The organism is Sulfitobacter brevis (genome assembly GCF_900112755.1).
Classification (GTDB): Bacteria; Pseudomonadota; Alphaproteobacteria; order Rhodobacterales; family Rhodobacteraceae; genus Sulfitobacter; species Sulfitobacter brevis.
Genome location: NZ_FOMW01000014.1, coordinates 16559 through 30661, shown reverse-complemented (window position 1 = coordinate 30661; position 14103 = coordinate 16559). Strand labels below are relative to the sequence as shown.

General features: G+C 53.6%; 8 protein-coding genes. 4 read left to right on the top strand and 4 right to left on the bottom strand.

Annotated elements, in window-relative coordinates:
• Window positions 1-154: 154 nt before the first annotated feature.
• Together BM174_RS16690 and BM174_RS16685 are read right to left on the bottom strand one after the other, a co-directional pair.
• Window positions 155-1171, bottom strand: coding sequence for a DUF7146 domain-containing protein (locus BM174_RS16690; RefSeq protein WP_093925000.1), 1017 nt, complete (start codon window positions 1169-1171; stop codon window positions 155-157).
• Window positions 1168-5571, bottom strand: a complete 4404-nt coding sequence (locus tag BM174_RS16685) for a strawberry notch-like NTP hydrolase domain-containing protein (protein WP_093924999.1) — start codon at window positions 5569-5571, stop codon at window positions 1168-1170. Before BM174_RS16685 ends, BM174_RS16690 begins: the two co-directional genes overlap by 4 nt.
• A gap of 308 nt (window positions 5572-5879) precedes the next feature.
• Here BM174_RS16685 and BM174_RS16680 point away from each other — a divergent pair, with 308 nt between their 5' ends.
• Genes BM174_RS16680 through BM174_RS16670 form a run of 3 tightly spaced genes read left to right on the top strand, consistent with a single transcriptional unit; the run spans window position 5880 to window position 10317 of the window.
• The gene (locus BM174_RS16680; RefSeq protein WP_093924998.1) at window positions 5880-6530 is read left to right on the top strand and encodes a hypothetical protein; all 651 of its coding nucleotides are present in this window, start codon (window positions 5880-5882) and stop codon (window positions 6528-6530) included.
• The gene (locus tag BM174_RS16675) at window positions 6487-9693 is read left to right on the top strand and encodes an AAA family ATPase (protein ID WP_177209507.1); all 3207 of its coding nucleotides are present in this window, start codon (window positions 6487-6489) and stop codon (window positions 9691-9693) included. The genes BM174_RS16680 and BM174_RS16675 overlap by 44 nt, the downstream gene beginning before the upstream one ends.
• 33 nt (window positions 9694-9726) lie before the next feature.
• A complete protein-coding gene (locus tag BM174_RS16670) occupies window positions 9727-10317 on the top strand; it encodes a poly-gamma-glutamate hydrolase family protein (protein ID WP_093924996.1) in 591 nt (196 codons plus the stop codon).
• A gap of 212 nt (window positions 10318-10529) precedes the next feature.
• Here the strand turns inward: BM174_RS16670 and BM174_RS16665 are convergent, their stop codons facing one another.
• Window positions 10530-11882, bottom strand: a complete 1353-nt coding sequence (locus BM174_RS16665; protein ID WP_093924995.1) for a DUF6880 family protein — start codon at window positions 11880-11882, stop codon at window positions 10530-10532.
• A gap of 529 nt (window positions 11883-12411) precedes the next feature.
• Entirely contained in the window at window positions 12412-13062 is a 651-nt protein-coding gene (gene betI, locus BM174_RS16660; protein WP_093924994.1) for a transcriptional regulator BetI, read from the bottom strand.
• Between the two features lie 112 nt (window positions 13063-13174).
• On the opposite strand from betI, the gene choX reads away from it, so the two are divergent.
• Entirely contained in the window at window positions 13175-14095 is a 921-nt protein-coding gene (gene choX, locus BM174_RS16655) for a choline ABC transporter substrate-binding protein (protein ID WP_093924993.1), read from the top strand.
• The last annotated feature ends 8 nt before the right edge of the window (window positions 14096-14103 follow it).

Here is a 14103-nt window from a genome sequence, read left to right as displayed (position 1 = left end):
ATTGCGGTTTGGGCGAGGAGCACTCAGCTCCGACCCGTTGGCCCATCGCTCCCCTTATCCAAACGTGATCAGATTAAACCTCTTGGAACGCCTGCCACTGGAAGCGATCGAACCCGATGTTCAGGTCATCTTCTCAATCCGAAGAACCTTCCTTTTACATGGCCAAGAGCAAAGTGCGGCGAAGCGTATCCTTGCCAAAAGCCAACAGATCTTCGTTGAAATCGCCAAGCTTTGGCACGAGACATCGACACTCTATGCCGACTGTGCCCAGTTTGGCAGACAGAATGTGTGCGGCCCGTTCCCCTGCCGCATCGTCGTCGCGCGCAATCCAGATGCGCTTGATACCTGACGGTGGCATGAAAAGGCCAAGATGCGTGGCTGTCAGACAAGACGCGAGGTTGAACTCTGGGAGGGATGTGCCAACTGACAGTGTGTTCTCCAGACCTTCGCCGACGATCAGATCATCGGGATCTGAAGCAGACCAAAACCGAACAGCGTTGCCATGGAGCTGGCCCAGTATCCGTTTGGGGCTGCTCAGGTCGGCAATGCGACCCGTGTTCGGGTCGAGATACGTCCGGGCGCATCCCGTGATGTTGCCCTGATTGTCCGTGATCTTTGCCAGAAGGGCAGGGGCGTACCTTGGCTGATCTGAATCTGTGTCCGCGCCACGAAAATATACCCGAGGGTGGTACTGCAAGGCTGGCCCAAAGCGTGCGATGCCGCGCTGGTGCAGATACGCGGCGGCCGCGGTGCCCAAGACAGGCTTGCCAGCGGCAAAGAGCCGGCGTGCAGACACCATTCGCGTGGTGTTGGATGCCGCAGGGCTTTTCAAGGTCCGACTTGGCGCGGGGTTCGCAGAGATGGGTGCATTGCCCAAAAAATGTTGAGCCTCGGTGATGGTTTCCTTGAGAGAGGTTGATCCCAGTTTGGCATGCAACAGATCGATGAGATCGCCAAATTCACCAGTGGCATAATCTGTCCATCGACCGGCTTTACGACCGTCTTGTGCCTGCAAACGGATGACAAGACTGCGACCTGCTGCCCCAGACGTGTCGCCAACCTGCCAATAATCGCCCTGACGGCAGCCTTCTGAGAAATAGGCGCGGCAGAAACTCTCTGCACGCGCCCCAAGATCTGCTGAAATCTCAGCAACCGAGACATCCCTCGTCATTGCACCGCGCCACTCATGGTTGTGCCAACGGGGAAGCGCAACAGGAGGGACGCCAAAACATCAGGTGCCTCTGAAGGCAGAAACACACGCGTCTTCCACTGGATCACTTCGGTAAAGCAGCCCATGGTTTTCAACTCGGCGAGTATCGCACCAGTGGCACCGGTTAATTCAAGCCGTGGCTGACCCATGACAAGCGAGCGACGCAGTTGGAACCCGGTTACAAGACTGAGCGTGGCACGGGTCTCCATAACAGCGCGTAGGACGTCGTCTGGTTCCATTTGGATGTCCGTATCAAGCCCAAGCCGCGCATAAACGTTGATCAGCTGTTCTTGCGAGACCAAGCGGCCAATCGCGCGCTCGCCATCTTCGGTCTGCAGGCGGTAAATCCGCATATTGTCGGCGGGCAATCGATCCCAGATCGGCAGGAGGAGGCCGCAGATCAGCGTGATTTTGGAAGTCGTGAACTCCGGGACGGCGTCGACCTCAGCCTGCCAAAGCTGCTCAAAGGTGGTATCATCGACTTCCTGCCAGTTTGATTTGGCGAACTCACCGAGCTCGAACAAATCATAGGTCATTGGACGAAGTAATTTGATGCGCCGGATCGGGACACCATCCTCGTCCATGTAGGCGGGCGCATTGGTCATCAGACCCGCGCGCTTGGACGCGGCGTTCCAATAGAGCTTCGCATCGGACATCGAAGCGCAAATAGATTTCACTTTGGTGAGCGTCAGCGGCGCGTTGCGATCAGTCCGCTCCACTGTCAGCGCTGTGGCCGTGGCTCCCGTCGCTTCATGCTCAAAAATGACTTTGCGGTCTGTAATCACAAACCGCTCAGCCCGCAGGGTTTCGAGACCAACATCAAGTGTACCTGCCTGACGCGCATCTTCGATGATCGCGGCCAGAAATTCACCAAAAGCGTCAAAGATTGCGTCCTGCATGCTGATCTTCAACGCAAGACAGCGGTTGAGGAACTGCTGGATGGGCGGCAAGACCTCCTTCATGCAGCCATCGGCATCATCAAGGGTCAGATCCGTCATCTCCTGAAATCGCGCATAGGAGCAGGCATCGATCTTACCTGCGCGCAGTTTGTAGAAAAACTGACGCAGTGCCGCGCGCGCATAGGGGCTTTCAAGATTGTCCTCAGCGCGGAACATGTTCTGCCCGCCGGTCTCACGTTGGCCCTTAGTGATCGCACCAAGCGTGTCGAGACGACGGGCGATCGTCGACAAGAACCGCTTTTCGCCTTTGACGTTTGTGGCAACGGGGCGAAACAGCGGCGGCTGCGCTTGGTTGGTTCTGTTGGTGCGTCCAAGACCCTGAATGGCGTTATCGGCCTTCCAACCGGGCTCCAGCAGATAGTGCACACGCAAGCGCTGGTTCTTCGCTCCAAGATCCGCATGGTAGGAACGCCCCGTGCCACCTGCATCTGAGAAGACCAGAATGCGCTTGGTATCATCCATGAAGGCTTGGGTTTCGCCGAGATTGGAGGAGGCGGGTCTATTCTCGACCTTCAGGCGCCCCTCAGACGTCCGCACAATCCGGCGCTTGCGCCCCGTGACCTCTGCCACCACATCACCGCTGAAATGCCAGAGGATCTGATCCAGCGCACCTTGCACGGGTGCCAACGCCCCAAGGTGTTCGATGAGGCCATCGCGCCGCTGCTCGGCCTCACGGCAGATGATCGGCGTACCACCTGCATCGACCGCAGGGCGAGATCGCAGATCACCATTCTCGTCAGTGTAGGGCTCAAACAGCTGCGTCGGGAAGGAATGCGCCAGATAATCCATCACATATTCCCTCGGAGTAATGTCGACTTGCAGATCGTGCCACTCAGAAGGGGGGATTTCATCAAGACGGCGTTCCATCAACGCTTCACTGGTTGAGACGACCTGCACGACTGCTGCATGACCTGCAGCGAGATCCGCCTCAATGGCTTTGATCAGCGACGGACATTTCATGGCCGTGATTAAGTGATTGAAAAACCTTTGCTTATTGCTCTCAAAGGCTGATCGCGCTGCGGATTTCGCTTGCGGGTTCAATGTGCCACCCTCTGATGAGATACCCGATGCTTCAAGCGCTGCTTCAAGATTGTTGTGAATAATCTGAAACGCGTCGGCATAACTGTCATAGATTGCGACCTGCGCTGGCGTCAGGTCATGAACAAGCATGTCGTATTCCACACCGGCATAGGACAGCGACCGCGCGAGATAGAGCCCGAGGGCTTTAAGGTCGCGCGAAATCATCTCCATGGCTGCAATGCCACCAGCTTCCATTGATGACACAAATTCGGCTTGAGTCACGAAAGGGAAGTCACCCGTGCCCCAAAGGCCAAGTCGGGACGCATACGCAAGATTGCCGACAACTGTCGCGCCAGTGGCTGAGACATAGAGGATGCGTGCATCGGGAACGGCGTTTTGCAATGCAAGTCCCGCAAGACCTTGTTGTGACGCCTTCTTGTCGCCACGTGCGGACTTTTCACCAGCGGCATTCGCCATCGCGTGGCTTTCATCAAATGCGATGACGCCGTCAAAGCCTTCACCTAGCCATGTGACCACTTGATCAAGGCGAGAGGCTTTGCCTTCACGCTCGGCGGAACGCAGCGTGGCATAGGTGACAAAGAGGATGCCCTCAGTCAGTCGGATGTCGCCGCCTTGGCGAAACTTTGACAGCGGGACGATATCGCTCTCCCGCCCACCTAACGCCATCCAGTCGCGTCTGGCGTCCTCAATAAGCTTGTCGCTCTTGGAGACCCAGACAGCACGTTTCCGGCCGCGCAGCCAGTTGTCGACAATGATGCCCGCGACTTGCCGTCCTTTGCCACAGCCGGTGCCATCCCCGAGGAACCAACCTTTGCGCAGACGAAAGGCCCCTTCATCAGTTTCAGCCGCTGCAACAAGCTGCCCTGCGATCTCGCCTGGCTTGAACCAGCCCTTAAGATGACTGGCATGGGCATGGCCGGCGCAAATGACACTCTCAAGCTGCGGTGCAGACAGAACGCCGTCACGTGTCAGTGCTGTGGGGAGGAGGGGTTGATAGGTTGGCAGCGGCGGCGGTACAGACGCCATAGCAGCTGACTGCACCAGTGATGTTGGGTGGGTTGCAGCACCTGCAATCTGGAAGGCTTGCAACGTGTAATCCTCATAAACTGCGTCTTGCAAAGTGCCTTGAGGGTCTGTCCAGTCCTTTGGTTCATATACAAGCGGACAGGCATCAACGCTGTCGAAGGGATGCTTGGCGCGCTCTGCAGCGAGGTCACGGCTTTCTTGGCGGGCAGCATCGCGCAGTGCATGTAGATTGAGCCGCGTCGCAGGTTTTGGTGCGATCTGACTCGCGTTGGTGGGGCAGGGGGGCACGCCATCGGCACGGCCCGGGCAATGGGCCAAAACAGCAGCCAACAGATTACCGGTGGTTTCGCACAGCGGATGATAGACGTCCTCGACGTTAACCATTGCCACGTTGTCGCCAGCGCGTTTCTTGTCGATGACAGTCAGCCGCGTATCGATGCTCGTGCCGTGCCGCGCGAAGACTTTTCCAGCAATGGCTGCCGAAAAGACCACGTTCGCGACTTCACCGATGCTTCTAAAGGTCGACTGATGACTCTTGGTTTTTGAGGCGAAGCTTTCGCCCGTGATCACCACGAGCCGTCCAAAAGGCGCAAGCCGTGCCAAGGCCGATAGAACGTGCTGACTGGTTGCTTTGCGGAACTTGCGATCAACATGTTGGGCGGCCGAGAAGGGCGGGTTCATGACGATGACAGAAGGTATGATCGCGCGATCAAGCCTGTCGTCGATGGACGCAGCATCGTGTCCAGAAACCGGAGCAGCTGCAAAGAGCGCACGCAAAATACCACGCCGTGTCTCAGCCAGTTCGTTGAGGGCGATGTCCGCGCCAGCAATCTGTCCGTATACGGCAAGCATGCCCGTTCCCGCCGACGGCTCCAGAACGAGGTCAGATGCGCGAAACCCTGCGGCCTCAGCAACAATCGCCGCGAGGGGCAGGGGGGTTGAGAATTGCTGCAGACGGACGCTGTCTTCCGAGCGTCGCGTGTGGGAGGGCGCAAGCGAGGACAGGCGTTCGATCATGCTAAGAAACTGTGCAGGTGATGCGGCCTGCTTTCGCATCAATGCGCCATAGCGCGTGATCATCATGATTTGCGCGATCTCGACAGCATCGTAGGCGTCTTTCCAAACCCAAGCGCCGCTTGTGTCACTTGCACCAAAAGCGCCTTCCATTGCTGCGCGAAGCGTCTTGGCATCGATCGGTTTGCCAGTTTCAAAACAGGGGAAAAGCATTGATGCAGCATGAACGAGAAGCTCTGCAAAATTTGGTTGAAGGTTTGCTGCCGGATCAGCGGTTTCGAGTTGAGTGGCAAGTGCTGCCGTTTTGGGGTGAGCATTCATGGGCGGTCTCCAAGTTGAGGATTATCCCCAACCCGTGCGCTCTCTCTCGCCCGGGAGGGGTCATCCCTCCCGTCCTGTCTCTTGCTCTTTTTTAGCTTTTGGCGCCAACCTAGACCATATTCATGGTCGGCTGCCCCTGTCAGAAGTATCACCAGGGCAGATTCAGTCATCTGCACCGGCTAATTTCTTGTTAGTTAAGAATTTGGTGGCGCACTATTTGCGCGCTGCACCTATATCTCTAAGAAAATATTTGTAGTATTGAAGTTATCGGCTTCGGTTGTGTTACTTATCTCTTGGAGTCGGATTAATTGGATCAACTAAACAATTTCCACGATGCAGTATTAAAAGAACTGATTCAGGAAAACGCTGACAGCGGTGTTTCCCTCGACGAGGCATTTTTTGAGCGCATGACTGGCCTTCTCGAGTACGAAGGTGAGATCGCGACAAGTGACCGAATAGGGTTTTCTGGTCAAAATTCAGGGAAGACTGTCCGGATAGATGGTATGGGTGGTGATCCGCGTGAATCTGACGGTGTCCTAAGCGTTATAATTTGCGATTTCTACGAGGATCGCGACCCGGTCAAAATCAACGCGCAGGCTGCAAAAAAGGCCTTTAGTCACCTAATCAATTTTGTTGCAGCTTCCCGTAGAACGGCCTTCCGTGATGAACTTATAGATGGAAGTTCCGAAGCAGGGGCGGCAAAAGCAATTTCATCTGCTTGGTCGTCAATCGTCAAGATAAAGCTCATTCTAGTTACAAATGCTATTTACAGCGCACGAACAGACGCTGTTCTTGCTGGAAATATTACTGATATCCCAGTTACCTACAATATTTGGGACCTTAACCGGTTCCAACGTTACGAGACCTCTGGACAGACAAGGGAAAAGCTAGAGGTCAATTTCAAAGACGACTTTGGTGCGAGCATTCCTGCTCTTGCAGCGTCAAGCACCGGGGTGTAACAACAGCCTAGTCGATCAATCTGGCACTACGATACCGGAAACTGCACTTCAAGGCGTGCTTTCGGGCCTTGCTATTGATGATTACCGAAAGCTGCTTTGCCTCGACGATGCCACGATAGAGGGTGGTGGTGACGAGATTGCAAACAGCAAAGGTGATATCGGGCGGCTGCTGTTTTCAGCCGCTGCTGGTGTAAGCGATTTGTCCGAAGTCCTAGATACGGTGGATAAACGCTGCGGCGATCTCTACAAAAAAGGTGGTAGTAAGTCTGTCTTTGCCCAACTTAAGCGCGATTTGGACGATGTCACGGCACAAATCAGGGAAACGGATATCAGCGTCTCTGACTACCGCCAACGAAAGCAGACCTTGGAAGATGCTGAAGCCTTGGAGAAAAAGGTGCGGGAAGAGCGCCGAGACAAATTAACCTCGCAAGCTAGCCTGGAGGCAATTGCCAAAGCTTTTCCAGTGTCGACTAAGATTGCGGAACTGGCGCATGAATTGGATCCTTTGCAGCATTTCCCGATCTATTTGGACATAGATCCGGAAGAACTCGTCGAACTTTCGAAACGTCGTGTCCTGCTCGAAGCTGAGCAGAAACGTCTCAGTGACTTGATCGACGAAAAGACAGAAGGTCGCGACGCAATCGTGTCGCAACCGAAGATGGTTAAAAATCTTAAAAAACTCGATGATTTGCGCAAGCTTAGAGATAGGTGCGGAACCGCCGCGACCGATCTTCCGCGGAGGAAAGTCCAACGGGATGAGGTTATCGAGGACATGAAACGGAGCCTCGTCGATATTGGGTTGAAGTCCGTGGATGTGCCCGATCAATTTGTCTTTGATCTAACTTATCTGCGGGAACTTGAGCTGAAATTTCAGGCTGTTTCCGATGCTGAGGCAGAGCTTCGTACAGCAGAGGAAGAGGAAGAAAACGCCCTTAGAAACTTTGAGGCGGCTGGAGAGACACTTTCCGGTCTGCCCGAAGAGACTGGAGATGTTCAGGATATACAGAAGATTTTAGATCTTCAAAATGCGTCTCGCATCGTCACAGAAGCTACCAAGGCAATAGAAGCGCTGAGGCTGGTGCAACAGTCTGCGCGCACGGCTCTTCCGCCACTTTCTCTCGACGGGAAAAAATTTGAATCCGTGCCTGAGTTGCCACTGAGTTCCGAAGACGCATCAACTTTGGCGCGCGACATTGAATTCGCAAAGGGTGCCGTCAGCCGGGCTGAAGATGAATTTGCCAGTACGGAAGAAGCCGCGGAACAGCTTGTGTCTCGTATAGATGCCTTAGAAGATTCGGGTGCATTTATCACAGATGATGAGGCGATTGCGTTGCGCAGCAAGCGGGACAGCCTCTGGAATGAGCATCTCGGCGACCTGTCCAAACCTTCGGCGGACTTGTTCGAGACCGCCATGCGCGTGGACGACGCAAAGGGCATCGCTCGTCATAGCCAAGCCAAGGAACTAGCTGAGGTCAGACAACTCAAAGTCGCACTGGCTGAAGCAAACAGCAAATCCCGGGCGAAGAAGTCCGCGATTGAGACGGCTACCAGTCGCTTAGATTCTCTGCAATCCGGATTGCTGAGGCATCTATCTGCCGCTGGATTGAAACTTGATCTATCACCAACCGGCTTCACCGATTGGGTGCGTAAGGTAGAAGCAGCACGCGAGCAGGCGATTGCCGCAGAGAACGAACAAGTCACAGTCGCACCGGTTCTTGAGGCGGCTGAACGGTTGAGAAAAGAACTTGCCAGGGCACTAAATGCTCCCGAAGCAACACTTGACGCTTTGGTCTCCATGGCAAGCAAGATAGCGGCAGAGCGTGAAAAGACGAAAATCGAGCGGAAGGCGGCGCAACGGACCGTAGATGATACGGAGATGGAGCATTCAAAAAGGGCAAAAAGAAAGCGGGACGCGGCAGGAGCGCGAGATGAGGCGAAAACGGCATGGGCCAAGGCACTGGAAGACGCGTTTGACGATGCTGGCAAAGTCATTCTGTTTCCCCAGGCATTCGAGATTTTTCGGGAAATACGTGAACTTAATGAAAAACTGCTTGGCTTACAGCGCCAAATAAACGGCATGGAAACTGATCAGAAGGCGTTGAAAATTGCCTTAGTTTCGGTGATCCCAAATGATCCAGATCTGGCTGACATGCCAACGATAGACGCTTATGATGCCCTAGTATCGAAATCTGAAGCCGCAATCAAATCCGACGGTATGCGTGAAGAACTATCCAGCGAGATCGACACCGCTGAAAGCAATCGTCAGTCTGCCCAAGGTGATCTAGACAACGTCGATGCGCAGGTAGGACTTGCAGCGGCGATATTCCATACCGCCATACCAACCGGCACAGTAGAAGAGCTTCGAAAAGCTGTTCTGCAAGGAAGGCGTGCGGTCGAATTGCGTGATGAGATTGCCCGTTTGTCGAGCGAACTGTGTTCATTGCTCAATGTTCCATCCAAGTCAGACGCCAAAGATTTACTTGAGGGAGAATCTTTGCTTGAGGTTCAGGCTTCGATACTTGAGGTCGAACGGGATCTCATCGGTCTAGAAGAAAACTTGACACCAGCCATCGAGAATAGAACTCGTGCGAAGTCTGATCTTGATTCAATTACTGGTGATTCAGATGTCGCAATGCTTGTTGCTCGTCGGCAGACAATCGAACTCGAGATGGAAAGCGTGATCCGTGATTTTCTCAAATTGAGAATTGGGCATCTAATGGCTGATCAAGCTATTCGCCGTTACCGGGACAAACATCGTAGCGGTATGATGGAAGCGGCCGAAGCCGCCTTCACGGAGCTTACGAAGGGAGCGTATAGTGGCCTTACCACGCAAATTGAAGGTACAAATGAAACCCTCGTTGCTATCCAATCTTCGGACGGTGCAGCCAAACAAGCTCATGCGATGTCGAAAGGAACACGTTTTCAGCTTTACCTCGCTCTGCGGGCTGCGGCATACGAGCAGATGGCAGCAAATGGTACCGTTCTCCCCTTTTTCTGCGACGACGTATTTGAGACGTTTGATGAAGATCGCACGCGCGCTGCCTGCGGACTGATGCGCCGGATTGGCCAAATGGGACAAGCCGTATATTTGACGCATCATCGACACGTTGTCGAAATCGCGAAAGACGTATGCGGTGATGATGTCCGCATTCACGAAATATGACTTATCCAATCTTGAGAATAAGGATGCTTAACAATGTCGGATCGATTTAGCTCCTTTGAAGAGCTTAGCAAAGAGTATGCTAAAGGAGTGGATTTTTCGATTAGATCTCGACCGGTCGAAGGCAGTAACTTACTCGTGATGGCACCACATGGCGGGAAGATCGAACCGCTTACTTCTGAGCTAGCGGCGCGAGTGGCAGGCGCTAATCATAGCTTGTATTTGTTTGAGGGCTGCATGAAGTCCAAGAATAGAGACTTGCATATCACGTCACATGCTTTTTTTGAGCCTGCACTTGATTCATTGTTGAACGAGCATCGCAGGGCAATGGCATTTCATGGCCGACGTGATGACGGAGACTTGGAGACCATCTTCTTGGGTGGTTTAGATAAGGCGCTGATCTCAAGTATTTCTACTGCGTTGCGTGATGTTGGCTTCGAGGTGAGCTCAGAGGGTCATAAGTTTCCAGGTTCTCATCGAACAAATACGTGCAATCGTTGTTCTTCAGGAAAGGGCGTCCAATTCGAATTGCCAACATCGCTCCGAAATATGCTCAAAGCTGACCAAGGTTTACTTGAAGTTCTTGTCATAGCGATACGCGATGTGATGGAAACTGAACTCAAGTAGGCGAGAGTCTCAAATTTAGAGTCTCACTATTAGGGTTTTTTACAGTTGCTTTCGGCCGAAAACCTTTTTGCATAAAATTCAATATGCTGCGTTTAACCTTTGAAGCGCAAATACCCACTGGCATGCTATATATTTAACATAAACCTTATTATGCGATACAAGAACAAAAAATGAACACTTGCTCTACTCCGTTCAACTTTGCTAACTGAACACTAAGCACCCGCCCCCCAAAATGACGTCTTCTGCCCATGGGTCTGTTTCAAGCCATCGAGATAAGCCTCATGCGTTTCGAATTGTGCAAAGTCGTCAATTCTAACCGCGAGGTTCTTGCACTCGCGTAAGTGACGCGCTGCATGGCGGTAACGTTTGACCCGCGAATTCTGTAGCGCAAAATCGATCAGGCCGCGTTTCAAAAGTGTGGCAGCCAGTGGATGGCGATCTTCGAGGGCATCGGACGCCGGCCCCAAAAGCTCATAATGATGTCCATCAATTTCGGCGGCACGGTTTGTTATCAGAACTGCAGCCTGTTCAATCGCGGGCCAAGTTATCAGAAAATGGAGTGATGTTGTGAAACTCTCAAAACCTAGCGCGTGTTCCATGGCGCGGGTCTCGGCTTCAATATCTTCGAAATCTGGCAGCCCGCCAAGCCATGCGCGCAGATGACCTGGATTGAGGCTGCGAGCATAACACGTCCACATAAAGTCCCGCGCCGCTTCGGTTTGTCCCATCGCTTGCATCACGCTGATCCGTGTCGCTTCCCACTCATAGGGTATCCATCCGCGATCTTTCTCGTCTGGCGCATTTATGGCGACCCATGCGTCCTCAATCCGCCCTGCTTCGAGAAGACGACGCGCAATTTCTGCCGCAACCTGTGGTGCTTTCCGTGCCTGATCACTTTGTTGAGCAATGTAGGCGTCTGCATCTCCTTCGACATCGGCAATCTGTTCGAGCGCCATGCGCAGCGCGTAGTTGTCCGACAGATTAAATTCCGAAGTGGCAATCCCCGCCTTGAGGCGCTGCAAACCCTCAGAACCCAGGATTGGCGCAAGGCCTGATATCAAAGTTGGATAATGCCCGTAATCATCATCAGCCAGGGCCTCAAGCAATTGATCCGCAAGTGCGAGCGGATCAGGCGCGGCAACCTCGGCCAGATCGATCAGGTCTTCACAGGCTTCGTGAAAAACTGACTGCACCTTGCCTGTACTGTCATCGCAACGTTCATAGATTCCATTCGCAAGGGCCACGAACCGCCAGATCAGATCAAACGCCTCTGCTGGATCGAGTGACCCAACCTGGGTAACGATGGCGCGTCTTTGCATATCCAGATCGGCTGCAAAAGCGTTGCGACCTTGCCAGTCAATGAACGACTGCGACCTAGCGATTGTTCCCAGCCGCTTGCGGATCTCACGCGCTACATCGTCTGAGCCAGCTTCGCTCGCCAGCTCGAGCCTAAGGCGCCGCTTGGCCCCTGCATTGCCTTTGGCTAACTCAAGAACAAGGTCGGCCAAACGATCTGCGCCAAGGGCCGCAAGGTTTTTTGCATTTAATGTGGTCTTCGATGTCATGTAGAAATTTTAGATCAATAAGCTGGTTAAATGCCAGTCCCCTGCTGCCAAATTTACCCAAGACCTTGTCGCCAACGTAGATTTGGGAAGCTGCCTTTCGCTGCGCGCAGTATCAACTGACACAACGCGGGACGAAGCCGCCTTTTGCTGGTGCAGCGAGTGCTGACGCAGTATTTCCTCGCAAGTGCAGCGACTCACATTCTGCAGCGCAGAAGATCTCACCGAACCAGCCATTCAGTTTGGGCATTAAACGACAATTTCAAAACGACCTTTTTGCTGCGCGCTGGCTCAACAATCAGTTCACGGGACAGAGTCGCCTTTCGCGTACGCAGAGGATGCAGGTTCAGAGAGACTATGCAAGCGCAGCGTCAGATGTTCGGGGCGCAGCAGACCTTCCCGGACCGGTCGATCGAATACATCGAAGTTCGCTGGATTCAAACCGACTTTTTGCTGCATTTTGTGCCAAGGACCGCCTTTGAAAATTCAATCGGTTGACAGTCACTGCGTCTGTCGTCGGAGGTCGGTCACGCTATTGCGCTCTTGATGTCAAGGCTGCGGCTAATGCAGTCATCTTCGTTTTGGCGGATTGTCTCTCAGCGCTTTTGCCAAAAAGGGTCTCGACGACCCGTTCGATCTGCGCCGTCGCCTCTTGCCGGTTTAAACCACCTATCTGCAAGCCGCAACGCAGCCAAAGGCCGTCAATTAGCAGACTGATCGTTTCGGCTCCGCTATCGGCGGCTGTCCGGTCGATGCCGGTGGCCAAAAGGGCGGTGAATAGATTGCAGTGAAGTCTGCTGTAAATAACCGTCTGGATCCTTTGAAACTGCGCGACGTGGGGCACTTCTGCACACATTGCTATCCAACCATGGGCGATTTCCGGCTGAAAAGTTGTTGGTGAAAAGTTCGCTTCGATGATCGCGTAAAATCTCTCCCACGGGGTCGTTGCAATGTTCATCATCGCAACCGCTTCTTTTCGGAGCGTCGCGTTGGATTGCCGAAGAGCTGTCTCGATCAGGTTTTGCTTGTTCGAGAAATAATGCAGCACACTAGCCTTCGATGCACCCGTGTGATCGGCAACCCGTTGCAAGGTCGTGCCTTGCATACCGTGAAGGGCCAGCACTTCAAATGCTGCATGTGCGAATTCTTCGCGTCGAATGTGCGCGATGCTGCGTCTTCCCATATCAGGCCCTCCGGAGACCAGCAGTATAATTTATTGACTCGGCGGTCAATTGAACCGTAGGGTCTATTTATTGACCAATGGGTCAATCTACTATTCATGGGAGAATTTGATAATGACTGGAAAACTGATATTCACAACGACTGCGCTGGTGCTGTGCGCCCATCAGGCCACAGCGAACTGCGACACAGTACGGATGGCAGAGCCTGGATGGACTGATTTGGCATTAACGACAGGGGTTGCCAGCGTGGTGTTGGAAGGCTTGGGCTATACCGCGGAGAGCGACGTTCTGGGCATTCCTGTAATCTACGAATCCATGGTTGGCGGCGATCTTGACGTTTTCCTTGGCTATTGGGACCCGGCGATGGAGAGCTATTTTCAGGCATATCGCGAATCCGGCAACATCGAGACCGTTCACCAAAACCTTGAGGGTGCAAAGTTTACCTTTGCTGTGCCGAAATATGTTTATGACGCCGGTGTCACTGATTTCGCCGACCTGGCCTCCCATGCCGATAAGTTCGGCAGTCAGATGTACGGGATCGAGCCGGGATCGAATGACGTCATGCTCGGGATTGTGGAAGCTGACGCTTTTGGGCTGAGCGGCTGGAAAGTCGTGGAAAGCTCGGAGCAAGGAATGCTGGCTCAGGTCAAGCGTAACGCCCGCAGTGAAGAGTGGATTGTTTTTCTTGGCTGGGCTCCGCATCCGATGAACACAGCGTTCGACATTGAATATCTGACTGGCGGCGACGATCATTATGGCCCCAACTTTGGCGGGGCAACCGTCCATACGCAGGTGCGCAAGGGCTATCTTGAGGAATGTCCCAACGTCGGTAGGCTCCTGACCCAGATGACCTTTGATGTGCCTATGGAAAGCGCGGGTATGGCCTATATCCTCGACGATGGGGACGATCCGAAAGAGGCTGGTGCCCGTCTGCTGAGAGAGCAACCGCAATACCTTGAGGCTTGGCTTGACGGCGTCGAGGCAAGAGACGGTGGCAACGGTTTGGACGCCGTTCGCGCGCATCTGGGCGAATAGGCTTCAAG

Bases quoted from the DNA above. Each gene is read 5' to 3' on its own strand.
- choX (WP_093924993.1), top strand. From the start codon at position 13,175: ATGACTGGAAAACTGATATTCACAACGACTGCGCTGGTGCTGTGCGCC.
- BM174_RS16690 (WP_093925000.1), bottom strand. From the start codon at position 1,171: ATGACGAGGGATGTCTCGGTTGCTGAGATTTCAGCAGATCTTGGGGCG.
- BM174_RS16665 (WP_093924995.1), bottom strand. From the start codon at position 11,882: ATGACATCGAAGACCACATTAAATGCAAAAAACCTTGCGGCCCTTGGC.
- BM174_RS16670 (WP_093924996.1), top strand. From the start codon at position 9,727: ATGTCGGATCGATTTAGCTCCTTTGAAGAGCTTAGCAAAGAGTATGCT.
- betI (WP_093924994.1), bottom strand. From the start codon at position 13,062: ATGGGAAGACGCAGCATCGCGCACATTCGACGCGAAGAATTCGCACAT.
- BM174_RS16685 (WP_093924999.1), bottom strand. From the start codon at position 5,571: ATGAATGCTCACCCCAAAACGGCAGCACTTGCCACTCAACTCGAAACC.